This is a genomic window from Exiguobacterium sp. s181, assembly GCF_018617125.1.
GTDB classification, from domain to species: Bacteria; Bacillota; Bacilli; order Exiguobacteriales; family Exiguobacteriaceae; genus Exiguobacterium; species Exiguobacterium profundum.
The window spans coordinates 627,829-653,841 of sequence record NZ_JACSJM010000001.1 but is presented as its reverse complement, the minus strand read 5'-3'; the positions used below and the strand labels follow the sequence as shown (position 1 = coordinate 653,841).

At 51.3% G+C, this 26,013-nt stretch carries 21 protein-coding genes; 3 read left to right on the top strand and 18 right to left on the bottom strand.

The window, feature by feature from the left end; genetic code table 11:
- Positions 1–215: 215 nt before the first annotated feature.
- From KNO70_RS03425 to hprK, 4 genes are read right to left on the bottom strand one after another with little or no spacing between them, the layout of a single operon-like run.
- The gene (locus KNO70_RS03425) at positions 216–698 is read right to left on the bottom strand and encodes an acyltransferase (protein WP_074036278.1); all 483 of its coding nucleotides are present in this window, start codon (positions 696–698) and stop codon (positions 216–218) included.
- Positions 691–1,341: a pyrophosphatase PpaX gene (gene ppaX, locus KNO70_RS03420; protein WP_078147311.1), complete on the bottom strand. Its 651-nt coding sequence runs from the start codon at positions 1,339–1,341 to the stop codon at positions 691–693. The genes KNO70_RS03425 and ppaX overlap by 8 nt, the downstream gene beginning before the upstream one ends.
- Positions 1,341–2,159, bottom strand: a complete 819-nt coding sequence (gene lgt / locus KNO70_RS03415; protein WP_078147312.1) for a prolipoprotein diacylglyceryl transferase — start codon at positions 2,157–2,159, stop codon at positions 1,341–1,343. Before lgt ends, ppaX begins: the two co-directional genes overlap by 1 nt.
- A 2-nt stretch (positions 2,160–2,161) precedes the next feature.
- Complete coding sequence (gene hprK, locus KNO70_RS03410; protein WP_214687188.1) at positions 2,162–3,097, bottom strand: HPr(Ser) kinase/phosphatase; 936 nt, start codon at positions 3,095–3,097, stop codon at positions 2,162–2,164.
- A gap of 148 nt (positions 3,098–3,245) precedes the next feature.
- On the opposite strand from hprK, the gene KNO70_RS03405 reads away from it, so the two are divergent.
- Positions 3,246–3,602, top strand: coding sequence for a hypothetical protein (locus KNO70_RS03405; RefSeq protein ID WP_214730414.1), 357 nt, complete (start codon positions 3,246–3,248; stop codon positions 3,600–3,602).
- Positions 3,603–3,638: 36 nt separating this feature from the next.
- Here KNO70_RS03405 and KNO70_RS03400 read toward each other — a convergent pair whose 3' ends face one another.
- The 3 genes from KNO70_RS03400 to uvrB form a co-directional block, all read right to left on the bottom strand.
- Positions 3,639–4,808: a DUF4097 family beta strand repeat-containing protein gene (locus tag KNO70_RS03400; RefSeq protein ID WP_214730413.1), complete on the bottom strand. Its 1,170-nt coding sequence runs from the start codon at positions 4,806–4,808 to the stop codon at positions 3,639–3,641.
- Between the two features lie 65 nt (positions 4,809–4,873).
- The gene (gene uvrA / locus KNO70_RS03395) at positions 4,874–7,747 is read right to left on the bottom strand and encodes an excinuclease ABC subunit UvrA (RefSeq protein WP_214730412.1); all 2,874 of its coding nucleotides are present in this window, start codon (positions 7,745–7,747) and stop codon (positions 4,874–4,876) included.
- On the bottom strand, positions 7,748–9,718 hold the full coding sequence (gene uvrB, locus KNO70_RS03390) for an excinuclease ABC subunit UvrB (protein WP_078147316.1): 1,971 nt from the start codon (positions 9,716–9,718) through the stop codon (positions 7,748–7,750). It abuts the gene before it with no gap.
- A 462-nt stretch (positions 9,719–10,180) separates the two neighbouring features.
- On the opposite strand from uvrB, the gene KNO70_RS03385 reads away from it, so the two are divergent.
- On the top strand, positions 10,181–10,888 hold the full coding sequence (locus tag KNO70_RS03385; RefSeq protein WP_047795079.1) for an MIP/aquaporin family protein: 708 nt from the start codon (positions 10,181–10,183) through the stop codon (positions 10,886–10,888).
- A 28-nt stretch (positions 10,889–10,916) separates the two neighbouring features.
- On the top strand, positions 10,917–12,434 hold the full coding sequence (gene glpK / locus KNO70_RS03380) for a glycerol kinase GlpK (protein ID WP_078147317.1): 1,518 nt from the start codon (positions 10,917–10,919) through the stop codon (positions 12,432–12,434).
- A 65-nt stretch (positions 12,435–12,499) separates the two neighbouring features.
- Here the strand turns inward: glpK and KNO70_RS03375 are convergent, their stop codons facing one another.
- The 11 genes from KNO70_RS03375 to hpf form a co-directional block, all read right to left on the bottom strand.
- Positions 12,500–13,654 carry a PDZ domain-containing protein gene (locus KNO70_RS03375; protein ID WP_240499842.1) on the bottom strand — a complete coding sequence of 385 codons (1,155 nt, stop codon included), beginning with the start codon at positions 13,652–13,654 and terminating at the stop codon, positions 12,500–12,502.
- 28 nt (positions 13,655–13,682) lie between these two features.
- Entirely contained in the window at positions 13,683–15,086 is a 1,404-nt protein-coding gene (locus KNO70_RS03370; protein WP_078147319.1) for a S41 family peptidase, read from the bottom strand.
- A gap of 101 nt (positions 15,087–15,187) precedes the next feature.
- Positions 15,188–16,513 (bottom strand): murein hydrolase activator EnvC family protein, encoded by a 1,326-nt coding sequence (locus KNO70_RS03365; RefSeq protein WP_214683866.1) that lies wholly within the window; start codon positions 16,511–16,513, stop codon positions 15,188–15,190.
- Between the two features lie 23 nt (positions 16,514–16,536).
- Positions 16,537–17,439: a permease-like cell division protein FtsX gene (gene ftsX / locus KNO70_RS03360; RefSeq protein ID WP_031422854.1), complete on the bottom strand. Its 903-nt coding sequence runs from the start codon at positions 17,437–17,439 to the stop codon at positions 16,537–16,539.
- Positions 17,429–18,115: a cell division ATP-binding protein FtsE gene (gene ftsE, locus KNO70_RS03355; RefSeq protein WP_078147321.1), complete on the bottom strand. Its 687-nt coding sequence runs from the start codon at positions 18,113–18,115 to the stop codon at positions 17,429–17,431. Before ftsE ends, ftsX begins: the two co-directional genes overlap by 11 nt.
- A gap of 353 nt (positions 18,116–18,468) precedes the next feature.
- Complete coding sequence (locus KNO70_RS03350; protein ID WP_214730410.1) at positions 18,469–20,076, bottom strand: BCCT family transporter; 1,608 nt, start codon at positions 20,074–20,076, stop codon at positions 18,469–18,471.
- A 112-nt stretch (positions 20,077–20,188) separates the two neighbouring features.
- Positions 20,189–20,524: a cytochrome c551 gene (cccB, locus tag KNO70_RS03345; protein ID WP_031422851.1), complete on the bottom strand. Its 336-nt coding sequence runs from the start codon at positions 20,522–20,524 to the stop codon at positions 20,189–20,191.
- 108 nt (positions 20,525–20,632) lie between these two features.
- A complete protein-coding gene (locus tag KNO70_RS03340) occupies positions 20,633–21,490 on the bottom strand; it encodes a YitT family protein (protein WP_031422849.1) in 858 nt (285 codons plus the stop codon).
- Between the two features lie 61 nt (positions 21,491–21,551).
- The gene (gene prfB / locus KNO70_RS03335) at positions 21,552–22,652 is read right to left on the bottom strand and encodes a peptide chain release factor 2 (RefSeq protein WP_012726943.1); all 1,101 of its coding nucleotides are present in this window, start codon (positions 22,650–22,652) and stop codon (positions 21,552–21,554) included.
- 54 nt (positions 22,653–22,706) lie between these two features.
- Positions 22,707–25,229, bottom strand: coding sequence for a preprotein translocase subunit SecA (gene secA / locus KNO70_RS03330; protein WP_214687195.1), 2,523 nt, complete (start codon positions 25,227–25,229; stop codon positions 22,707–22,709).
- Positions 25,230–25,368: 139 nt separating this feature from the next.
- The gene (gene hpf, locus KNO70_RS03325) at positions 25,369–25,932 is read right to left on the bottom strand and encodes a ribosome hibernation-promoting factor, HPF/YfiA family (RefSeq protein ID WP_214687196.1); all 564 of its coding nucleotides are present in this window, start codon (positions 25,930–25,932) and stop codon (positions 25,369–25,371) included.
- Positions 25,933–26,013 lie beyond the last annotated feature (81 nt).

Sequence of the window (26,013 nt, the reverse complement as noted above, 5' to 3'; positions counted from 1 at the left end):
CTGAAAAAGTTAAAAAAAATTGCGACTATATTCCCTCTATAATGAATATTTTTTACTAGGTTCAAAAATTGTTTTTGAACGAAAATATGATAGCTTCATTTCTGTACATTTATCCATGAAAAAGCGGCATCTCTTTAAAAAAAAGTGATACCGCTCAAGTATTATTGATTCTGTACGAACAAAATGCTCATGAAAACATTTTGCGAAAAATTGTGTCAAATATGTGTCAACGATTGAAGCTTTGAACCGATGACCCGCTCTCCTGGTAAGACGTCACGGTGCACCACCGCGCCCGCGCCGATGACGGCACCGTCCCCGATGGTTACCCCTGGCAGGATGGTAACGTTCGCACCGATTAATACGCCATCACCGATGATGACGTCCCCGATCCGATACTCGTCTACGAGATACTCATGACAGAGAATCGTCGAATTGAATCCGATGACCGTATTGCGACCAATCGTGATACGTTCCGGGAACATGACGTCCGGTGTGACCATGAGAGCAAGGGCACTATATTCTCCGATATTCATCCCGAGGAACGTCTGGTAAAGCCAACGCTTTGCCTTCACCGACGGAAAGTAACGACCGACCAGAACGACCGTCGTGTTTTTGAAGACACGCAGAAAGCGAATCGTCTGATACATTTGCCAAAGCGGATTCGGTCCCTCGATGTGATATCGTGTCGTCTTACGCATGAATACTGACCTCGTCTAGCCACGCCTCGAAATGTTCCATCGAGTCGATGATGACGTCCGGTTCGAGCGATTCGAGGAACGGACGCCCTTTGAGGGCCCAGCCTACAGCGACCGTCTTCGTTCCGGCATTTTTCCCGCTGAAGATATCCGTGTCGTTGTCTCCGACCATGACGGCGCGTTCTGGTGACGAACCGAGCGCCTTGAGCGCACGTTCGACCGGTTCGGCGTGAGGTTTTTCGTTCTCGACGTCATCCGCCGTCACGACGACATCAAACAAGTGGTCGATGTTGAACAATCGAAGCCCGCGCTCGACGACCGGACGACCTTTCGACGTGACGACGCCCATCTTGTATCCTTTCTCATGGAGGCGGTATAGCCCTTTGATGACCCCTGGATACTCCGCGACGAGTTGGTCATGCATGGCGATGTTGAAGCTCCGATAGAAGGCTTGCATCTCTTTCCATTCCGGCTCGTTGAGTTCACGGAACGACTTTTCGAGCGTTGGTCCGATGAATCGATAAATGTCTTCATCCCGATACGTTTGCTCTGGGAAGTAGTAGTCGAACGTATGGCGGAAACTCGCGATAATGAGCGGGTTCGTATCGAGTAATGTACCGTCTAAATCAAATAAGAGCGTATCCATTAATCAAACAATCCTTTCTCTGATGGGTCGTTGTACCGTTTCGCGTTGCGGCGAAGGATCATCATGACGATACCGAATAAGATCAAGGCGATCGACACCATTTGGGCCGCACGCAAATCTCCTGACATGAGACTGTCCGTACGAAGTCCCTCGATATTGTAGCGACCGATTGAGTACCAGATGAGGTACGACAAGAAGATATAACCACGTCGTGGATTGCCAATCATGCGCCACGCGACGAGAAGGATGACCCCGATGATATTCCATACACTTTCATATAAGAAGGTCGGGATATAATAAGTCCCATCAATGTACATCTGATTGACTATCCAGTCTGGTAGCATGAGCGTATCTTGCAAGAAACTACGCGTCGTCTCGCCACCATGTGCCTCTTGGTTCATAAAGTTTCCCCAACGCCCAATGGCTTGTCCAAGAAGAAGCGATGGCGCCAAGATGTCCGTCACTTTCCAGAACGACATCGACTTTCGCATACAATAGACGATGACGACAAGGAGAGCACCGAAGATGGCTCCATGAATGGCAATCCCACCTTGACGAATGTCGATGATTTGTCCGAGGTTCTCTGAATAATAATCCCATTGGAACGTCACGTAATAAATGCGCGCGAAGACGATGCTGATCGGAATCGACCAGATGACGACATCCACGAGTCGTTCCGAATCATAATTGATACGTTTTGCTTCGTATAAGGCGAGGACGAGACCAAGCATCGCCCCAAAGGCGATAATCATGCCGTACCAATAGATTGGCAAAGAGCCAATCTCAAACGCCACACGATCAAATGTCGGTTCTACCATGCTCACAAGTCTCCTTCAGTATCCTGAATCGCGTTCGCGAGACGTTCTGCGAACTCTTCAGCCGTATTGATTCCCATATTTTGCAGACGATAGTTCATCGCTGCGACCTCGATGATGACTGCCAAGTTTCGACCAGGTCGAACGGGGATGGTCAAGAGAGGAACTTCACTGTCGATGATTTTCATCGTATTGTGGTCGAGTCCGACACGGTCGTATACTTTGCCCGCGTCCCAGTTCTCCAAGTTGACGATGAGACTGATCTTTTTATGCGACCGAACCGCACCCGCACCGAACAACGTCATGACGTCGATGATGCCAATCCCACGAATCTCGAGCAGGTGACGAATGAGCTTCGGTGCTGATCCGACGAGGAGATGGTCCCCCGTTTGACGAATCTCGACTGAATCATCGGCGACGAGGCGGTGCCCCCGTTTGACGAGTTCAAGTGCCGTCTCAGATTTCCCGACACCACTCTGGCCCTTGATGAGGACACCGACACCGTAAATGTCAACGAGCACGCCGTGCATCGCTGTCATCGGTGCGAGTTCCATCTCTAGGAAGTTCGTGATTTGTGATTCGATTGAGGTCGTCACCGCATTCGTCCGCATGAGCGGGACGTTTGCCGCTTCCGCTTCTTCTTCGATTTCTTTTGGAATATCAAAGCCACGCGTGATTAAAATTCCTGGCGTCTGTTCCGTACACAAGATTTTAGCGCGCTCACGACGCTTCTCTTCCGAGAGGCTCGCGTAGAATGTCAACTCCGTCTTCCCAAGCACTTGCAGGCGGTTTTTGGCATAGTGCGTATAATAGCCAGCAAGGACGAGACCCGGTCGACTCAGGTCGGGTGTTGCGACCGGTCGATGAAGTCCTTCCTCTCCCGCAATCACTTGAAGTTTAAAACGCTCAACGACTTGAGCGGTACGTACGATATTTTGCATCAGTATCTGCCCCTTTCACGCTCATTATTGTATCATAGCTCTTTCTAAGACGGGCTAGGGAAGTGATCAAGAACGTGTCAAAAAATTGTTGAAACCATCCTATTACACCGTTCGTATGTAGGGTATAGGCTAACTAGGAGGTGGAATAATGGGAGGTTTATTCGGAATTGTCATCTTATTTGCGCTAGTGATTGGAATTGGGTCACTCGTTTACATCATCAAATCGTTAATCGATATGTGGAAAGAATATGCTGCGACGAAAAACGAGACGATCTTGCTCTTGTTCATCTTGAACATCATCGGATTCTTCTTGTCCGGAGCGCTCATCTCCATGATTGTCGCCATCATCTTCTATTGGAATCGCTCGAAGTCGATGCGCCTTCTTGGAATCATTCTCTTGATTGCCGGACCGATCCTCTTCATCGTGTTTGCTATCAGCGCCTTCCCTCTGTTTGATACGCAGATGATGGATTGGCAACAGATGGAGTACGAAATGAATCTATAATCAAAAAATCCCGAAGGCTCAGCCTTCGGGATTTGCTTATTGTTGATGGAACGGATTGTTCAAATCGCCCGGGTCGACGGGATCGACCGGGTCAGCCGGTTCTACTTTATCTTCATCAAGGAATGTGGATGGCGTATAGACCGAACCGTGCTCCAAATCGATCGTACCGGTACGCGTCCCCGCCTCGACTTCGATGCGAGGGGTTTGACCACGACCCGACAAGAATTCCAGACGACGCTGTGCGACGTCCTTACGGTCACGGATGATTTCGAGCTCATCGAGCAAGCAATGCAGACCACCGAAGTTCGTCTCGAGCTCCCCTTCGACCTCGACGCCATGTGGTAACACGAGTCGAATGTTTCCGGCGAGTGACGCGAGTTCAAACTTGGCAGGACGAGCTGTCGCCAGTTCCGCGCGGATGTTTCCGTTCCCTGTCTTGAGGGAGGCTTTATCGTACTTCCCACCGACGATGACGGCACCGTTTCCGGTCCGAACGTGAACGAGTTCCGCTTCGACACCTTCTACCTCGACTGTCCCATTACCAGTGTTCAGTAATAGTTCGGATGCATGCACGTCATGGAGCACGACACGCCCGTTTGCGGTTTGCACACGAACGTTCTCGACATCGAGACCATCGGCACGGACTTCGCCGTTCAACGTCTGAACAAGAAGGCGGTTGAAATGGTGGTGCGGGACGTACAGTTCCACGTGGGCCCGGACGAGTTTGTCACGGAGCGAAACGACGAGACGATCACCAATGACAGAGTGCTTGACCGCAGACTGTAACTGTTCGAGCGCCTTATCCGCGTCTTGTTGACGAAGCGGACGACCCGTGACAATCAGTTCACAATCCTCAGCATCAGACGAGACGATCGTCGCCGACGCATTGAACAGATCGAGCGAGATGTCGCTACCTGTGAACGGGAACGACTTTGAATACGTCACTTCCGGACCAAAGTTCGAGCTGAACGAAAAGTCGCTGTCGCGAAGTTTCGTTACGAGCCCCTCCACTGCAGATGTCAGTTTCGTTGTGAGCGATTCAACCGAATAGGCATCGACCTTTTCTGTATCCTGTCGCTCTTCAAGCGCTTGAACCTGTTCCGGTTCGAGTCGCTCGAGACGTTCGAGTTGCGTCATCGCCTCCTCGATTGTCATCTTGCCTTCCTTCACTTGCTGGAGAATCAGTTCACGCATTTCTTGTTTCACGTTCGTTTTCCCCCTTCAATTTGGTTGCACGTCAATTACCTTCCCGTTTCTCACCATTTCTATACTTATTTCTTTTTTCCTGCTTTCGGGTTCACTCGGGCTGCATCTCGTTCGAGAACCGGCTTCAAATACTTACCGGTATACGAGCCTGACACTTCCGCGACTTCTTCTGGTGTCCCCGTTGCGACGATGAGTCCGCCACCATCTCCACCCTCTGGTCCGAGGTCAATCAAATAATCGGCCGACTTGATGACGTCGAGATTGTGCTCGATGACGAGCACCGTGTCCCCGTTCTCGACGAGGCGTTGCAACACTTTCAACAAGCGCGCGATGTCGTCGACGTGAAGACCGGTCGTTGGTTCGTCTAGAATATAAATCGTTTTCCCGGTCGACCGTTTATGAAGTTCCGAAGCGAGTTTGACACGCTGGGCTTCCCCACCCGAAAGTTCCGTCGCCGGCTGACCGAGTTTCATATAGCCAAGACCGACGTCATAAATCGTTTGAATCTTCCGCTTGATTTTCGGAATCTTGTCAAAGAATTCGAGTCCTTCCTCAATCGTCATATCAAGGACGTCTGCGATCGTCTTTCCTTTGTACTTCACTTCGAGCGTTTCACGATTATAGCGTTTCCCGTGACAGACCTCACACGGAACGTAGACGTCAGGAAGGAAGTGCATCTCGATTTTGATGATCCCATCCCCACGACATGCTTCACAGCGCCCGCCTTTAACGTTGAAACTGAAACGTCCCTTCTTATAGCCGCGCATCTTCGCTTCATTCGTCGAGGCGAAGACGTCACGAATATCATCAAAGACACCCGTATACGTGGCGGGGTTCGAACGAGGGGTCCGTCCGATCGGGGATTGGTCGATATCGATGACCTTATCGATATGCTCAAGTCCTTCAATCTTCTTGTGCTTGCCTGGCTTCGCTTTGGCCCGGTTCATATTGTGCGCGAGCGATTTATAGAGAATCTCATTGATGAGGGTCGATTTACCCGATCCCGAGACCCCTGTTACGGCAACGAACATCCCGAGTGGAATGGAAACGTCGACGTCTTTTAGGTTGTTCTCTTCTGCTTTGACGATCTTTAAGAAACGTTCGTCTGGCATCTTCCGTTCAGCCGGAAGTGGGATGAACTTCTTCCCAGCAAGATATTGACCGGTGAGCGAGTTTTTATTTTTCATCAGTTGTTTCGGCGTCCCGGCCGCAATGACCTGTCCGCCATGTTCTCCTGCGCCTGGTCCGATATCGATCAAGTAGTCGGCTTCCATCATCGTGTCCTCGTCATGCTCGACGACGATGAGCGTGTTGCCGATGTCCCGCATCTGTTTGAGGGTCGAAATCAACCGATCGTTATCACGTTGATGAAGACCGATGGATGGTTCGTCAAGGACATACAAAACACCCGTGAGACGAGACCCAATTTGTGTCGCGAGACGAATCCGCTGCGCCTCCCCACCCGAGAGTGTTCCAGCGGCACGAGAGAGCGTCAAGTAGTCGAGGCCGACGTTATTCAAAAAACTGAGTCGTTCCCGAATCTCTTGGAGGATGAGACGGGCGATGGCGATCTCTTTCTCGCTCAACTGCTCGTTGAGTCCTTCAAAGAACGCGAGTGCGTTCACGACCGATTTCTCCGTCACTTGCCCGACGTGCTGACCCGTGATCTTGACGGCGAGCGACTCTTCTTTCAAGCGATAGCCGTGACATGTCGGACACGCATGTGTCGCCATGTACATTTCCATCTGCTCACGGATATAGTCGGATGTTGTCTCCCGGTAACGGCGCTCGATGTTACGGAGCACCCCTTCAAAGAAAATGGTATTCGTCCGCACTTGACCGAAGTCGTTCTCGTAGCGGAAGAGGAACGATTCCTCCGAAGATCCGTTCAAGACGAGGTCCTGATCACGTTTTGATAGGCGCTCGAACGGCACGTCCATGTCGATGTTGAAATGCTGACACATCGCAGCCAAAAGTTGTGGATAGTACTGGGAACTTGTCGGTTGCCATGCGGCAATCGCCCCCTCCTTCAACGTCTTCGACGGGTCCGGGATGACGAGTTCTGGGTCGACGTCTAGTTTCGTCCCAAGACCATCACACGTCGGACATGCACCGAATGGCGAGTTGAATGAGAACATCCGAGGTTCGAGTTCACCGATGGAGAACCCGCAGATCGGACAGGCGTGATGCTCACTGAAGAGAAGCTCGGTGCCATCCATCTTATCGATAATGACACGGCCGTCCGCAAGACGTAATGCCGTCTCGAGTGAGTCGGCGAGGCGCCCTTCGACGTCAGGTCGGACCACGAGGCGGTCGACGACGACTTCAATCGAATGCTTCTTGTTTTTATCGAGCTCGATCTCATCCGTCAATTCAATTGTTTCACCATTGACACGGACACGAACAAATCCTTCTTTTTTCAAGGAGTCGAATACTTTCACGTGCGTCCCTTTTCGACCCGATACGATTGGCGCAAGAATTTGGAGTCGCGTCCGTTCCGGCAATTCCATCACCTGGTCGACCATCTGTGAGATCGTTTGACTCGAGATCTCGATGCCGTGGTTCGGACAGACCGGCTTCCCGATTCGTGCGAACAATAGACGAAGGTAATCATAAATCTCGGTCACCGTCCCGACCGTCGACCGTGGGTTACGACTCGTCGTCTTCTGGTCAATCGAGATGGCCGGACTGAGCCCTTCAATCGTATCGACGTCTGGCTTATCCATCTGTCCGAGGAACTGTCGGGCATATGCGGATAAGCTCTCGACGTAACGACGCTGTCCTTCCGCATAGATCGTATCGAACGCAAGTGACGATTTCCCGGAGCCGGACAAGCCCGTCAAGACGACGAGCTGGTCACGTGGGATATCGATGTCAATATTTTTTAAGTTGTTGACGCGTGCCCCTTTGATGACAATCGCATTTTTCTTTTCAGCCATTTAATTCCCTACCTTCAACTCCAAGATTAAGTCACGCAATTCGGCCGCACGTTCGAACTGGAGGTCGCGCGCCGCTTGCTTCATTTCTTCTTCCAACTTGGCAATCGCCGCCTCGCGTTCGGCCGGCTTCATCGTACTGAGCGATTCGAGTGCTTCCTCTTCCGCCTCGACCGTCGCCCGAATGACCCCTCGGACGTCCTTTCGAATCGTCTGCGGGATGATGCCATGTTCTTCATTATAAGCCTGTTGAATCGACCGACGACGATCCGTCTCTTCGATGGCCCGCGTCATCGAGTCGGTCACCTTGTCCGCGAACAGGATGACATGTCCGTTCGCATTACGCGCCGCTCGACCAATCGTCTGGATGAGCGAGCGATCCGAACGAAGGAACCCTTCCTTGTCCGCATCGAGGATCGTCACGAGACTGACCTCTGGAATATCGAGACCCTCCCGCAACAAGTTGATCCCGACGAGCACGTCATACTTCCCGAGCCGAAGGTCACGAATGATTTCGATTCGCTCGAGCGTCTTGATCTCAGAGTGCATATAGTTGACCTTGATTCCCGCTTCGCGTAAGTAATCGGATAGGTCCTCTGCCATCTTCTTCGTGAGCGTCGTCACGAGCACGCGCTCGTCGCGCTTGATGCGTTCGCGAATCTGATCCATCAAGTAGTCAATCTGACCTTTGATCGGATGAATCTCGATTGTCGGATCAAGTAACCCGGTCGGACGGATGATCTGCTCAATCATGTTCGGCGTATGTTCGAGTTCGTACGGACCTGGTGTCGCCGAGATGAAAATCGCTTGTGAGACTTTCTTCTCGAACTCATCGAACTTGAGCGGACGGTTATCCTTCGCCGAAGGGAGACGGAAGCCGTGGTCGACGAGCACTTGTTTCCGTGCCTGATCCCCGTTGTACATCCCGCGTACTTGCGGGAGCGTCACGTGCGACTCATCAGCGACGAGTAAGAAGTCTTCTGGGAAGTAATCGAGTAGCGTATACGGAGTCGAGCCTTCTGGCATCAAGTTCAAGTGGCGCGAATAGTTCTCGATTCCTGAACAATACCCCATCTCACGCATCATTTCCAAATCGTAATGCGTTCGTTGCTCGAGTCGTTGCGCTTCTAGGAGCTTCCCTTCTTCGCGGAACTTCTCAAGTTGTTCCTCAAGTTCCGCTTCGATGTTGACGATTGCCTTTTGCAATTTTTCGTCGCGTGTGACGAAGTGGGATGCCGGGAAGATGGCGACGTGATCACGGTCTGCGATGATTTCACCCGTCAACGGATCCATCTCACGGATACGGTCGATCTCGTCTCCGAAGAACTCGATGCGCATGCAGTGTTCGTCACGCGATGCTGGGAAGATCTCGACGACGTCCCCGCGGACACGGAAACGTCCACGCTGGAAATCGATATCGTTTCGTTCATATTGAATGTCGATGAGTTTACGTAACATCTCGTCACGTCCCATCTCTTTCCCGACGCGAAGGCTCAAGACGAGGCTCCGATATTCTTCCGGGTTACCGAGACCATAAATACAGGAGACAGATGCGACGATGATGACGTCATCGCGCTCAAAGAGAGCCGACGTCGCCGAGTGACGCAGCTTATCGATTTCATCATTGATTGAAGCATCCTTCTCAATGAACGTATCCGTCGACGGCACGTACGCTTCCGGTTGATAGTAGTCATAGTAACTGACGAAGTACTCGACCGCGTTGTTCGGGAAGAACTCTTTGAACTCCGAGTAGAGCTGACCGGCGAGCGTCTTGTTATGGGCGAGGACGAGTGTCGGCTTCTTTACTTCTTGAATGACGTTCGAAACGGTAAACGTTTTACCCGTACCCGTTGCACCGAGGAGCGTCTGATACCGGTCACCTCGATTTACACCTTCGACAAGCTGTCGAATCGCTTCAGGCTGGTCGCCTCCTGGTTGAAATTCAGATTGTAATGCAAACGGAATCGATTCCATAAGATACTCCTCACCTTCTCATTTCATAAGTGTCTTGATTATACCATAGACACGAACAAATATTCGCTTATTAGTTTGTAGGTTAATTCATTTTATTTCTTTTTTTCATTCAATCCATTGTTCATTTCTTTTTCCTTTACTGTCTCAAAAGAAACATCTTGTTCCATCCAAATCATCACATCAAGATTTCAACAGAATCACTTTTGTGGCATAAAGCATTGCACTTTTCAGATTGGACTATGTCCCTAGTAAATTGGAATGCTTGAAATATCCGAAAAAACCATCCACTTCGTGAACGTTTCGCTCTGCTTCTTAATTCTTTTGCGAAGTTTACAGCTGTAAATGTGAACATTTGTAGGAAAAAAGTAGGATTTTTAAAAAACACTGTTTTAAAACGCTTACATTTTGGGCATATAATGAAGTGGTAAGTCAAATTGCATAAGGGAGAAAGGGGAGTATCACATGTCAGCATTTGTCAGTGAAATTATTGGTACGATGCTATTGATTCTGCTTGGTAACGGTGTCGTCGCCGGCGTCGTCCTCCGCCATTCCAAAGCGGAAAACTCTGGCTGGATTGTCATCACAATGGGTTGGGGTCTTGCCGTTATGGTCGGGGTCTACGCAGCCGGAATTTACGGAGGCGCTCACATCAACCCTGCCGTCACGATTGGTCTCGCGACAGCAGGCGAATTCCCATGGGCTGATGTCCCACTTTATATCCTCGCTCAGTTTATTGGAGCCATCATCGGGGCATGTTTGGTTTATGTCCACTACAAGCCGCACTATGATGCGACAGACGATCCTGGTTTAAAACTGGCGACGTTCTCGACAGCTCCAGGTATTCGAAGCACGCCGTACAACTTGATTGGTGAGATTATCGGAACATTCGTCCTTGTCTTTGCATTGTTGTCATTCGGGGCAAACACATTCGCAGACGGACTCAATCCACTCATCGTTGGTTTCTTGATTGTATCGATTGGTCTTTCGCTCGGTGGTACGACGGGATATGCGATCAACCCGGCACGTGACCTTGGGCCACGTATCGCACACGCATTCCTTCCAATTAAAGGAAAAGGATCTTCAGATTGGGGTTATTCATGGATCCCGGTCGTCGGTCCGATTATCGGTGCGATTATTGCCGCACTCATCTACGGTATTCTCGTCCCTTAACACATAATTTTGAAGGAGGAAATCACATATGGCGAAAGAAAAACGTTATATTTTAGCATTGGACCAAGGAACGACAAGTTCACGAGCAATCATCTTTGATCATGATGGAAAAATTGTCACAGTCGCACAGCGCGAATTCAAACAATACTTCCCGAAACCAGGCTGGGTCGAGCACAACGCCAATGAGATTTGGGGGTCTGTCCTCGCCGTTATGGCGGAAGCGTTCGGTTCTGCTGATATCGACCCGAATGAGATTGCCGGAATCGGGATCACGAACCAACGTGAAACAGCTGTCGTTTGGGAGAAGGAAACAGGACGCCCTGTCTATAACGCCGTCGTCTGGCAATCCCGTCAAACCGCCGACATCTGTGAAGAGCTGAAAGCAGCCGGTCATTCCGATATGGTCCGCGACAAAACAGGTCTCCTCATCGATGCCTACTTCTCAGGAACGAAAGTCAAATGGATTCTTGACAACGTCGAGGGTGCACGTGAAAAAGCTGAGAACGGCGAACTCCTCTTCGGGACAATCGACACGTGGCTCATCTGGAAACTCTCTGGTGGAAAAGCACACGTAACCGATTACTCGAACGCATCGCGTACACTCATGTACAACATCTACGAGCAGAAGTGGGATGACGAGTTACTCGACATCTTGACAGTGCCAAAATCAATGCTTCCTGAAGTCAAACCGTCAAGTGAAGTCTATGCGAACACGATTCCATACCACTTCTTCGGATTCGAAGTCCCGATTGCCGGAGCTGCAGGTGACCAACAGGCCGCCTTGTTCGGACAAACTTGCTTCGAAAAAGGTGAGGCGAAAAACACGTATGGAACAGGTTGTTTCATGCTCATGAACACGGGAGAAGAAGCCGTCAAATCTGATCACGGTCTCTTGACGACAATCGCTTGGGGCTATAACGGGAAAGTAGAATACGCGCTCGAAGGTTCGATCTTCGTCGCCGGTTCTGCAATCCAGTGGCTCCGTGACGGATTACGAATGTTGAAATCAGCGAAAGACTCGGAACAGTATGCGACACGGATCGAATCAACTGACGGTGTCTACGTCGTTCCTGCCTTCGTCGGTCTCGGTGCCCCGTACTGGAACTCTGACGTCCGTGGTGCCATCTTCGGTCTCACGCGTGGGACAGAGAAAGAACAGATGGTCCGGGCGACAATCGAGTCACTCGCTTACCAGACACGTGACGTCCTCACGTCGATGGAAAATGACTCAGGCATCAACTTGAAGACGCTCCGCGTCGATGGTGGAGCCGTCAGCAACAACTTCCTCATGCAGTTCCAATCGGACATTCTCAACGTCCCGGTCGAACGTCCTGAAGTGAGTGAAACGACTGCACTCGGTGCCGCCTACTTGGCGGGTCTCGCCGTTGGATTCTGGAAAGACCAAGCCGAAGTCAAAGACCAGTGGAAACTCGATAAGAAGTTCGATCCGAACATGGACGAGTCTCACCGTGAAGCCCTATACAAAGGATGGCAACACGCTGTCGAAGCCACAATGGCATTCAAACCTTCAAAACTTGATGTATAAGACGAAAGGGCATCCTTGCAGGTGCCCTTTTTGTATGCAAAAAAGAGTACCCATGACGGATACTCTTACAGTTTACGTAAGCGAACTCTCGGGCTCGTTGGTTCCCCGACGAACAAAATCCCGAGCTCATGTGGATCGGTCTCATACATCGCCCGTTGAACGAATCGGATGTCTCCGTTCAGATTCAACACTTCCAGCTTGATGTATGGCTTATGTTGCTGGAGCGCCTCATAAAAACTGTGCCCTCCGGTGATGACCGTCCCGTTGACTTTATAGATCGATTCACCCGGGATGAGCTGCATCGCCTCTCCAGGCGAGTTCGGTAGCGTGTCGACGATGACCGCCCCACGGTTTCCGTTGATGAAGACGGGTGTCGTTCCCCGATTCTCGCGTTTGATCCATTGTAAGCCGAGCTCATAGAGGACGAATAGCGTCAATACTACATAGTCGACATATGGAATCTCAAACGCATATGAGAGGCCGAATAGACCGAGAGCGATCAAAGCGAGTACGGCACGATAATTGCTCAGTCGTGCGAGAAGCGTTCCTGGTAGGGCGCCGGTCGACAATAAACTGACCCCGATGGGAATCGGAAGAATGATGGGCACCATCGGCCAGTCGAGACCGAACATCGGTGGCACGAAGACGACGAGCGGGAAAAACCAAATCCGTTTGACGACATGCCCTCCGATAAACTGCCCCCGTTTCGACAAGATCAAGGTCGGGGATGTCTCTTTTGGTCCGTTCCAGCGCAAGAGAATCGCTTCAGCAAGGGTGACGAGGCCGAATGTGAGCGCATAGACCGTCCAATCGACCTGAGCGAGTGCTGCTACCCAATCACGAAGCACCCCATATGCGACAACATCGCGTAACAAGACGACCCCAAACAACACGAGAAGAGGCAGCACCGGATTAAAGAATCGCGGATGCATCGTCAAGACGACGAGCGTATAGAGAATCGTGAACGAGACGGCCCACTCAAACGTGATGGTCGTCTCGAGTAAAATCGTCACGGCCGATGAGAGGACCGCTAACAGAAGACTCGGCCAGATGAAATGTCTCCATTCCGACTTCGGTGAGCGACGTCTCGAACGGAACATGGCCCGTTCTCGCTTGACCCGTGTCAGCGATATGTATGTAAGGGCGACAAGTGTCACCCAAAACAGCGGACTACCTAACAACGTCAATAAAGCCGTAACACCCATTCGTACAACTTCCACGCGGTCCAACCCTTTCTTTCATACAACGTTATTTTGCGGCTTCTTCAAGCGCACGATTCAATTGGGCGTCATTCGCCTCATCTTGAATCGCTTCGAGCAACTTCGCTTCGAGTGCAGAGGCTGTCTCTTCATCGACAGTTCCAGAAGCCTCGAGACCATTGTCTGTCTGGAATGCTTTCACGGCGTTCGCCATCGTGTCCCCGTAATATCCCGGCTGACCGCCTGGCTCATAGCCGATTCCAGTTAAAATTTTATGCAAGTTCGAGACGGCGTCACCGTAATCTCCGACTTGGAGCGACTCTTCTTCTGTCAGGACACGGGTCACGTTGAAGAAGTCCGGTTGCTCCACTTCAATGTCCGGCTCGATGCCCTTCTTGTTAATCCAATTTCCGTCCGGTGTGAGCCACTTGCTCGTCGTCAATTTCAAGTTACTGCCGTCCTCTAAGTCGAACGCCGTCTGGACGACACCTTTTCCGAACGTCTTCGTCCCGATGATGGTCGCGCCTGCTCCTTCTTTCATCGCACCAGTCAAAATCTCAGATGCCGAGGCAGAACCCTCATCCGTCAAGACAAACAGGTCATACGGTTTCGCTTCACGAGCGCGACCGTTTTGTGCATCACGGTCACCGTCCGCATTCTCGATTTGGACGACCGGTTTTGAGGTCGGGACGAACCCTTCCGACATCTCGATGACGGCAGGCAAGAGACCTCCCGGATTTCCACGAACATCGATGATCAAGCTATCGATTTCTTCTGACTCGAGTTGCTCGAGTTGTTCGAGGAATTCATCAGCCGTCGGTTCTGAGAATTGGGTGACTTGGAGATACCCAATCTTTTTACCGTCTTTCTCTTTCACTTCAGAGAAGACCGTCTCGATTGGAATCGTGTCACGTGTGATCTCATAATCCGCCGTCTGACTGCCACGGCGAATCGTCAACGTGACGGTCGTCCCTTTTTCGCCTCGAATCAATTGGACGGCTTCCTGTACATCCATCCCTTCGATCGACTCCCCGTCGACCGCTGTGATGATGTCGCCAGGACGAAGTCCCGCCTCTTCAGCCGGAGCGCCTTTGATCGGAGCGACAATTAGGATGTCCTCTCCTTTCTTCTCCAAAGTCGCGCCGATTCCTTCAAAACTCGATTCAATCGAGTCCGTAAATTGTGACGTTTCTTCCGCATCCAAGAAATCCGAATACGGGTCGTTCAGCGCTGCGGTCATCCCGTCGAGCGCACCGGTCAATAAATCGTCTTCTGAGATGTCCTGTAACGAATGTTCTTCAATCAAATTACGTACTTGGTCGACTTTATCCCAGCCTTCCGCATTCGTTTGAATGGGAAGCGATGTGTCTGTAAACGCCATCGTCGCAAGGCCTGCACCGGCCCCAGCCACGAACGTTGTGCCAGCGAGTAGTCCTGCGGTTGAATTTTTCACGGGTTGGTCCCTCATTTCTCTTTGTAAGTCTTTTCATTAGTATAGCAAAAACTAGAGGAAAAGCGGACGCGTTCCACATATTTGGGACGCGTCCGCTTCTGTCAGTATCCAATATACGGGGCTGGGTCAATCGCGTTCGGCTGTCCCGGTGCCCATTTTCCTCGGTGTAACTCAAAATGAAGATGGGGACCGGTCGACCAGCCGGTATTGCCGAGCGTTCCGACCGTCTGTCCCGCCGCCACTTGTTGACCGGCTCCGACTGTGATCGCATTTAAATGGGCATAGACGGTCGTCCAAATCTCACCGTTGATGACATGCGAAACGAAGACGACATTTCCATATCCGGTCGCCGGTGCCGCCTTGATGACGACACCTGGTGCGCTTGACACGATTGGTGTTCCAGACGCATTGACGAGGTCGATGCCCTTGTGAATCTCCGGCACACCTGTCAACGGGTTGTCTCGTGGACCGAACGGACTAGACACATAACCGGACACAGGACGAACGAATCCCGTGGACGTGGACACATTCGTCGGTGTTTCGGTTGGTGCGGTCACTTCTGGTGCCTCCTCGACCTCCGACTCACGGGCTTCCGCTTCTGCTTGTGCTCGCTCTTCAGCGGCACGCGCCTCAGCTTCACGTTTGGCACGTTCCGCCGCCTCTGCGGCTTCTCGTTCGGCAGTCGCAATCGCCTCTAGTTGTTCACTGATGATGCGGTTCTGTTCAGCCATGACCGCCTGTTCTTCACTGCGCGTCATCTTTTCGAGCTCGAGCTGCTCTACTTGTTCGTTCAGTTCAACCAACAGGTCACGTTTCTTCTCGGCCGTCCGGTCAAGGTCTTGCTTGGTGATGACGAGCTCGCGCTCTTTTTGCTTGATGAAAGAGAGCTGGGTACGTTGTGTCGACTCGAGCGACTCCAAACGTTCCATCTCACTCATATAATTATGTATGAGCTCCCGGTCCTGTTCAGCGATCGTGCGGGCCGTCATAGCCCGTGTCACGAAGTCGCCGAAGGAACGGGACTCAAAAATGACTTGTAAATAGGAAGTGTCTTCATGTACTTGCAAAACGCGAAGGCGCTCGTTCACGAGTTCCTTCTGGCTTTCCAAGTATTCTTCCTGAACGGAAAGTTGTTGGCGGGTCGACTCGAGTTCTGCCCTGGCTGTATCGACCTCATGCTGCTGAATGGCGATTTGTTCGCTCAATTCATTCAATCGGTCGTCGACGACGTGTATTTCCGTCTTCACGGCATCACGCTCTGCCTCGGTGATCTCGAGTTCGGCATCCGTCTCGGCCTGCGCTTTTTTCGACTCCTCCAACTCATTGGACAGTTGATCTTGTCGAGCTTTCAACGTGTCTTTCTCTGTCGCCATGACCGGCATGGCAAGTAACGATACACACAACCCTAGCGCAAGCGAACGTTTCATCCGCCAACTCCTCCTTATTTAAGTTAGATTTTCAAGAAACGACCGAGCGATGTCGTCGATCCCCAGATTCCGATGAACGCACCGAGTGCAAGTAAAACAAGCGATACTTGGACTGTTAGCGTCGATGGATCAATCAACTTAAATATATCACTATTCAATTGATCAAGCGATGGTTGTAAAGCACTATATGCAACGTCATATCCGAAATAAATGACAAGAATCGGGACGAGAGCCCCAAGCATTCCAAGGAGCAATCCTTCGATAAAGAACGGCCAGCGGATAAAGCTGTTTTTCGCTCCGACGAGTCGCATGATTTCAATCTCACGGCGACGCGAGAAGATTGTCATTTTAATCGTATTTGAGATCAAGAACATCGCCATCAATGTCAAACCGACAATCAACGCGAGTCCACCGATGCGAATCCCGTTGAAGAAGGCAAACATTTTATCGATGTAGTCTTTTCCGTATTTCACATCGTCCACATTATCGAGTGAACCGACCGATTTGGCCACTTCCTCTAGTTCTGTCGGGTCTTGTGCTTTGACGATATAGCGGGCGTGGAGCGGGTTGTCTTTTTCAACCGTTCCGTATGCAGCCGCATCATCGCCAAGCTGGTCTTGGAACTTCGCTAGCTCATCTTCTTTTGAACTGAACGTGACCGTCGAGACACCCGGCACCTGTTCAATGTTCTCCCCGAGTTTCTCAACCGAGTTCTCATCCGCTGTACGAGTGATGAACACTTGAATCTCGACATCATTTTCGACGTTATCTGAAATTTCATTGATGTTGAACATGACGAGTGCGAATACACCGACAAGTAGCAACGTAATGGTCACGGCACTAATCGCCGCGAACGACATCCATCCATTCCGAAGTGTTCCTTTGAACCCTTCACGCAAATGGCGCAATCCAGTCTTAAATATCATAGCCATATGCTCCTTTCTCTTCATCGCGCACGACTTTCCCGTTCTCAATCGCGATGACGCGGTGACGAATCTTATCGACGATGTCACGGTTGTGTGTCGCCATGACGATTGTCGCTCCGCGGCGGTGAATCTCTTCAAACACTTCCATGATGCCCCATGCTGTTTCCGGGTCTAAGTTCCCTGTCGGCTCATCGGCGATGATCAATTTTGGCTTATTGACGATTGCGCGAGCAATCGAGACACGTTGTTGTTCTCCACCTGATAGTTCGTCGGGATAGTTGCGCGCCTTGTTCTTCAATCCGACAAGGTTCAACACATCCATGACTTGTTTCCGAATCGAAGACGTGTCCGCTCCTACAACTTCTAATGCGAACGCTACGTTCTCATATACCGTAAGTGACGGCAACAATTTGAAGTCTTGGAAGATAACGCCGAGTTGACGGCGTAGCTTCGGTACGTGTCGGTTTTTAATTTTCCCGACATCGAGTCCGTCAATCAACAATTGACCGGCTGTCGGCTTCTCCTCACGATAAATCATCTTCATGAACGTCGACTTTCCGGCACCGGAAGGCCCGACGACATAAAGGAACTCGCCGTCGCGAATTTCTAGATCGAGGTCATCCATGGCGACGACGCCGTTCGGATATACTTTACTGACTTTTTGCATCGAGATCATAACGTATTCCCTACCCTTTTTAAATTATTTTTAAGCATCTATGACGAATTTGAATCGATTATTTTAGTTACTGTATATTTCGCCTAGAGTCTTTTTTACAGGAAACGGCTCCCTCTGTCAAGGTGTCGCTTTTTTATGTTAGCCTGGTCAAAAAATCATCTAGGGCATATGTTGAAGCGACTACAATTATATCAATCCGACTTTTAAAACACCATTACAGGATTGTTTCAGTTCGATTGAGTTCGATGTGAAAATGTCGCGAAGAACCTCACTTTCTTAATCTCCCAGAGAATGTTGAAACCGCACTTCAAAAGGGTGCTCCCTAAGGAACACCCTTCACCAATACGCCACATTTAATCGTGTGGTTTTTCTTTCAATGCATCAAACGGCGACTTTTTCCGTTTCCGATACTTGATATGAATCGTTGAGGATTCATAGTCATCGGAAGCCCGGATATCCCGACTCGATACGCGGACGAATGACCAAGCAAGAAGGAACATGATGAGGATAAGCGGGAATCCACCGACGATACTCGCTGTCTGGAGCGCCTCTAGTCCGCCGAGGAACATGAGCGTGAGCGGCATGATAGCAAGCGCGAACGCCCAAAAGAGACGGTTCCAGACAATCGGCTCATCCTCGACATGTTTTTGCGTGACCGATGCCAAGATGTATGATGATGAATCGAACGTTGTCGCCAAAAAGATAATGGCAAGAAGCGTAAAGACGCCGATGACGACTTTCCCGAAAGGCAATTGGCCGATGATGGCGATGATTGTAGGTGCCGGGCCATTCGCCGCCATGTACCCGACAACATCGAACGTCCCACTTAGATGAAGGTAGAGCCCGTAGTTTCCGAGAATCCCAAAGAACAAGATGCATCCGAGCGTTCCGTACACCATCGTCCCAAAGATCATATTCCGAATCGTACGACCGCGTGAGATACGGGCGACGAACAATCCGACGAATGGTGCATAGACAAGCCACCATGCCCAATAGAACACCGTCCACGATTCCGGGAACCCGGTCGATGTGAAGCCACCGAAGTCACCGAACGGTTCCATCCACGTTGCCATCCGGAAAAAGTTATCCATGACGATTCCGACTCCATTGAACGTCGTCTCCATAATGAATCGAGTCGGACCAAAGATAAGCACGAACGTCAAAATCCCAAGGGCGAGCCAGATGTTCAAGTCACTGAGTACTTTGATGCCACCCTTCAGTCCAATGTAAGAACTGATGGCGAAGATGACCGTACAAATCAACATGATGACGGCCTGCATCCCGAGCGTGACGGGAATCCCTGTCAGTTCGTTGACCCCTTCGGCAATCATCGGGGTACCGAGGGCGAGCGTCGTCCCGGCACCACCTAATAATCCAAAGATAAATAAGATATCAATCAATTTACCGAGGGGTCCATCTGCCCATTTTCCGATAACGGGACGTACCGCTTCACTTACCTTTAAGACGGATTTCTTACGGACGTAAAAGAAATAAGCGATCGGCAGTGCCGGTAACGTATAGATTGCCCAAGCGATCGGTCCCCAGTGGAACATCCCATATGCTGTCGACCATTGAATCGCTTCCGGTGACTCCGGTGTCAGCCCGAACGGCGGACCTTCATAGTAATAGACCCATTCGATGACGGACCAATAGAGGATGCTGGACCCGATGCCGGCAGCAAATAACATCGCCGCCCAAGAGAATGTACTAAATTCGGGTTCTTCATCTTCACGACCTAATTTGATATGACCATTCTTACTGAAGGCAATGAAAATCAAAAATCCGAACGCACCTAAGCCCATTGCTAAGTACAACATGCCGAAGTTAGAGGTCATGTATTCGTTCGCCGCACCGACCCACGCTTTACCGGTCTCTGGGAAGAAGATGAGCGGTAACGTCACCCCTAACAGTAATACAAACGAGCCGATAAAAGTCGGCCAGTCAATCAGTTTCGTCTTCAATCGTCATCACTCCATTTCCACTATGTCTCACGTTACCTTAACAATATTTCCCCAAGCCTTAACACCCAAAACAAAAAAGCATGAGGTGTGTTCCACCTCATGCTGTCGAATCTTATTTTTTCTCAGCGAGCCAAGCGGCGACCGCTGTGATCTCTTCGTCTTTTTCAATGACGTTCGCAGGCATCGCGCCTTGACCGTTTCGAATGACGTTTTCAATCTCTTCTGCCGACAGACGAGCACCGACTTGCTCGAGTGACGGACCACTCATTCCTTCAAGGTTCGCACCATGACATGCCGCACAGTTTTGTGCGTATACCGCTTCCGCGTCAACCGATGCCGTGTTCGAGCCCGAATCCCCGTTGCTCGATGTATCCTCTTCTTCACCGCCGCCACATGCGCCGAGTGTCAGCATGGCGCCGAGGCCGATGGCCATCATCCATTTTTTCATAACCACGTTCCCCTCCTAAGTTGTAGAAATGACCTACATTTACCATTATAGCCGTTAACGTATGTTTTCTAACCTAATCTCACGAAAAGTACACAAAGATTCCACAACTTACGGCACGTTGATGTAACGCTTATCAGACGTAAACCCTTGTCCGAGCACCTCATGTGCCTCACTGAAGACGAGGAACGCCTCTGGGTCGATCCGACGGATGATTTCCTTCAATCGACTCACCTCGCTCTGACGGACGACGATCATGAGCATCGGACGGTCGAGACGTGAATACGCTCCGATCGCTTGGATCTCTGTCGCTCCGCGGTCAAGCTCCTCGAAGACGGCCCGGACGATAAAGTCCCGCTTCTCCGAGATGACGTAAGCCATCTTGTCCTGTGTGAACCCGAGCTGGACGAAGTCGATCATCTTGACCGTGATGAATAACGCGATGAGTGCATAGAGTCCGGTCGTGAACGAGAACGTCAAGGCCGCGGTCAAGACGACCATGCCATCGAGGATGGCGATACAGAGATAGAGCGGGATGTGCGTGAACTTATGTAAGACCTGCGCGATCAAGTCCATCCCCCCTGTCGAGGCGCGCCCCCGGAAGATGAGCCCGAGTCCGACCCCGACGCCGACACCACCGAAGATGGCCGCGAGGAGCGTATCGTCCACGGCCGCACCGGCATCGATCGCCTCATAGAAAAGAATGACACCCGGTAAGAAGATGGAGCCGACGAGCGACTTCACCCCGAAGCCGAGTCCAAGGATGGCCCAACCGATAATCAAAAGTAACACGTTAGCCACGAGCTGGAACGCCCCCGGCGAGATGCCGAACAGCTCATACGTGATGACCGAGATCCCGCTCACCCCGCCTGATGCCAGATTGTTTGGCAACAGAAATAAGCTGAAGGCCGAGGCGACGAACACTGAGCCGGTCAACAAATACAGATAGTCTTTGACGATTTGCTTCATTAAAGAAAGTCTCCTTTACACACAACATGGCCCAAAGACGGGTGTCTTTGAGCCACATGCATCACATATTTGTTTTACGAAGGTAGGCATCGATGAACGGCATGACGTCGCCGTCCATGACGCCACTCGTGTTCCCGACTTCATAGTTCGTCCGGTGGTCTTTGACCATCGAATACGGGTGGAAGACATACGAACGGATTTGGCTACCCCAACCGATGTCCGTCTTTTCCCCACGGATCTCGTCGAGTTTTCGTTGCTGCTCGTCGAGTTCGCGTTGGTACAATTTCGCTTTCAACATCTTCATCGCCGACTCACGGTTCTTGATCTGTGAGCGCTCGGTCTGACACGAAACGACGACGCCCGTCGGCACGTGCGTGATCCGGACGGCAGAGTCCGTCGTGTTGATGTGCTGACCGCCGGCACCTGATGCACGGTACGTGTCGATACGGAGGTCTTCTGTCCGTACTTCGATCTCGATGTCGTCATCGAATTCCGGCATGACGTCACATGACACGAACGACGTATGACGACGACCTGACGAGTCGAATGGCGAGATGCGGACCAAGCGGTGAATCCCTTTCTCCGCCTTCAAGTAGCCGTATGCGTTATGACCGACGATGCGGAGCGTGACCGACTTGACGCCCGCCTCTTCACCCGGGAGGTAATCGACCGTCTCGACTTTCCAGCCTTGTTTGTCAGCGAAACGTTGATACATCCGAAGGAGCATCGATGCCCAGTCCTGTGACTCGGTACCGCCCGCACCCGGGTGCAATTCGAGGATGGCGTTGTTCGCATCGTATGGTCCGTTCAAGAGGATCTCGAGTTCGAAGTCATCAAACTCCTTCTTGAGCGCTTGAATCGATTCCCCGAGCTCTTCTTGCATCTCGGCGTCCGGCTCTTCCTTGATGAGTTCGAGCGTCACTTCGCCGTCCTCATGTTGATTGGCGAGGTCTTGATACTTGTCGACCATCGCTTTGAGTCCGTTTGACTCATCGATGACTTTTTGTGCCTTCTCCTGGTTGTCCCAGAAGTCAGGATACGTCATCTCGTTCTCGAGCTCGGCGATACGTGCCTCTTTCTCTGTCAAGTTGAGAGACGCTCTGTAATTCTCGAGGCGTTTCGCCATCGCCTCTAGTTCGTTCCGAATATCTGAAATTTCCATAGTGTGATTCACCTTTCCGTAGGAAAGAGGCGAGCGGACCCGCCTCTTCAATAATTAAGCCTGTTGTCTACCGTGACAGTTTTTGAACTTCTTGCCAGAACCGCACCAGCACGGGTCGTTCCGGCCGATGCTGTCTTCTTTCGAACGACGGACCGGCTTCTTCTTGACAGGTGCATCGCTCTTGCCTGATACGGCGACTTCCTCTTCGACGACTTTCTCGCGGCGGAGGTTGTCCCCGACTTCGGCACGAAGGACGAAGCCTGTCACTTCTTCTGCGATTGCCGCATTCATCGCGTCGAACATGTTGATCCCTTCCGCTTGGTACTCACGAAGCGGATCGTTCTGTCCGTAAGCGCGGAGATGAATCCCTTGACGCAACTGGTCCATATGGTCGATATGAGCCATCCAGTGCGAGTCGACGGCACGGAGTACGATGATCTTCTCGAACTCGTTGAAGCGTTCCGGCGGCGCGAGTTCTCGTTTCGCCTCATACTGCTCGTTCACGCGCTCCATGAGAAGTTCGATGATTTCTTCACGTTCTTTGCCGAAGAAGTCTTTGCCTTCGACCGTCTTCTCGAGCGCGAGCGTCTGGTTGGCCCAGTGCGCGAGCTCGTCGATGTTCCATTCTTCCGGTACGAGTTCGATCGGCGTGTATTGTCCGACACCGAGTTCGACCGTCTGCGCCATCATCGAACGGACGATATCCGTGACCGACTCGTTCTCGAGGATGCTCGAGCGGTCCTTATACATGACCTTCCGTTGGTCGGCCATGACGTTGTCGTAACCGAGAAGCTGCTTCCGCGCATCGTAGTTATTTCCTTCGACACGTTTTTGCGCTGACTCGACCGCTTTCGAGACCATGCGGCTCTCAATCGGTTGCGTGTCATCCATCCCGAGACGCTCCATCATGCTTTGGAGGCTATCCGTTCCGAAGCGACGCATGAGCTCGTCTTCGAGTGACAAGTAGAACTGGGATTTACCCGGGTCCCCTTGACGACCCGCACGACCACGGAGCTGGTTATCGATTCGGCGTGACTCGTGACGCTCTGTCCCGATGATGTAAAGACCACCGAGGTCGATGACACCTTCTCCGAGCTTGATGTCGGTACCACGACCGGCCATGTTCGTCGCAATCGTGACGGAACCTTTTTGACCGGCATTCTCGATGATTTCCGCCTCACGGGCGTGGTTCTTCGCGTTCAAGACATCGTGACGAATCTTCTTCTTTGTCAAGAGTTTGCTCAAGTATTCAGACGTCTCGACGGCGACCGTACCGACGAGGATCGGTTGTCCCGTTGCGTGGACTGCCGAAATTTCTTCGACGACGGCTTTGAACTTGCCTTCCATCGATTTGAAGATGAGGTCTGCCTTGTCATCGCGAAGGATCGGTTTGTTCGTCGGAATCGTCACGACCTGCATGTTGTAGATGTTACGGAACTCTTCTTCCTCTGTCTTCGCCGTACCGGTCATCCCGGCAAGCTTCTCGTACATCCGGAAGTAGTTCTGATACGTGATTGTCGCGAGCGTCATCGATTCGCGTTGAATCTCGACGCCTTCTTTCGCCTCGATCGCCTGGTGAAGACCTTCCGAGTAGCGGCGTCCGTCCATGACACGACCCGTGAATTGGTCGATGATCATGACTTGCCCCTCACGTACCATATAGTCGATATCGTGATGCATGACCGCGTTCGCACGAAGGGCGAGCCCGACGTGGTGGTTGACGGCGACGTGCTCGATTGCGAACAGGTTGTCGATGCCGAAGAACTTCTCGGCGAGGTCGACCCCTTGGTCCGTCAAGAGGACCGATTTCGTCTTCACGTCGACCGTATAATCGTCTCCTTCTTTCAACGTACGGACGAACGCATCCGCGCGTGTGTAGAGTTCTGTCGATTTTTGAGCCGATCCCGAGATGATGAGCGGAGTACGCGCCTCATCGACGAGGATTGAGTCGACTTCATCGACAATCGTGTAGTAGAGCTCACGTTGAACACGGTCTTCCTTATAAAGGACCATGTTGTCACGGAGGTAGTCGAATCCGAGCTCGTTGTTCGTCGAGTACGTGATATCACAGTTGTAGGCCGCCTGTTTCTCGACACGGTCCATGTTCGACACGTTGAGGCCGACCGAGAGACCGAGTGCGAAGTAGAGCGGCTCCATGAGTTCTTTATCTCGTTTCGCCAAATATTCGTTGACCGTTACGACGTGTACGCCACGGCCAGTGAGCGCGTTCAAGTAGACAGGAAGCGTCGCGACGAGCGTCTTCCCTTCACCGGTTTTCATTTCGGCGATGTCGCCGTTATGGAGCACATAGCCCCCGATGAGCTGGACACGGTAATGACGCATGCCGAGCACACGCTCCGATGCCTCACGACAGACCGCGAACGCCTCCGGCAAGAGATCGTCAAGTGTCTCGCCTTTCGCCAGACGTTCCCGGAACTCTTCCGTCTTCGCCTGAAGCTGTTCGTCGGACAATGCTTTGATTGGTTCGGCGAACGACTCGATCAAGTCGGCCGCTTTCTCTGCTTTTTTCAACATTCGTTTCTGTGGAGCAAATAACTCTTTCAAAAAGTTCGCCATACTCATATCTCCTCTGCACTCACTAAAAAATGCATGTTTTTTCCCTAATGTACAGTTTAACCGAAGTGGTGCCACCTTTCAAGGAAAGGCAAAAGGAAACGACCCCCCGAAGCCGGGAGGTCGTGTAGTGTCATGTATATTATTCAGGTTCGATCAAGCCGTACTTCCCATCTTTACGACGGTAGACGACGTTCGTGTTGCCCGTTTCTGCGTCAGAGAAGACGAAGAAGCTGTGACCGAGCATATCCATTTGAAGAATCGCCTCTTCCGTGTCCATCGGTTTCAACGTGAAGCGTTTCGTCCGCACGAGTTCGAGTTCTGCCTCGTCCTCATCGTAAACGGCCGGTGCATCATCAGGTCCTTCTAAAGACTTGAAGTACTCGCCGACGCCACCTTCTTTCCCGCGTCCTTTACGGTTGAGTTTCGTTTTGTGTTTACGGATTTGACGTTCCAATTTATCGACGACGAGGTCGATTGCCGCATACATGTCGAGGTTGATGTCCTCAGCACGGAGCAACAAGTTCGGCATCGGGATCGTCACTTCCACTTTTTGTTTCTCGTTATACACTTTCAAGTTGACGTAAGCCGTCTGTGCATCCGTAGGAGTTGTGAAATACCGAGTCAACTTCTCCAGCTTTTTCTCGACATAGTCTTTGATTGCTGGTGTGACCTCAATGTTTTCGCCGCGAATGTTATAAATCATCTGAACTCCTCCTTAGAAATAACCGCTTGAACCAATGATTCGTCGAACGAGACGGAATCTCCTGCTTCATTTCTTAAAAAA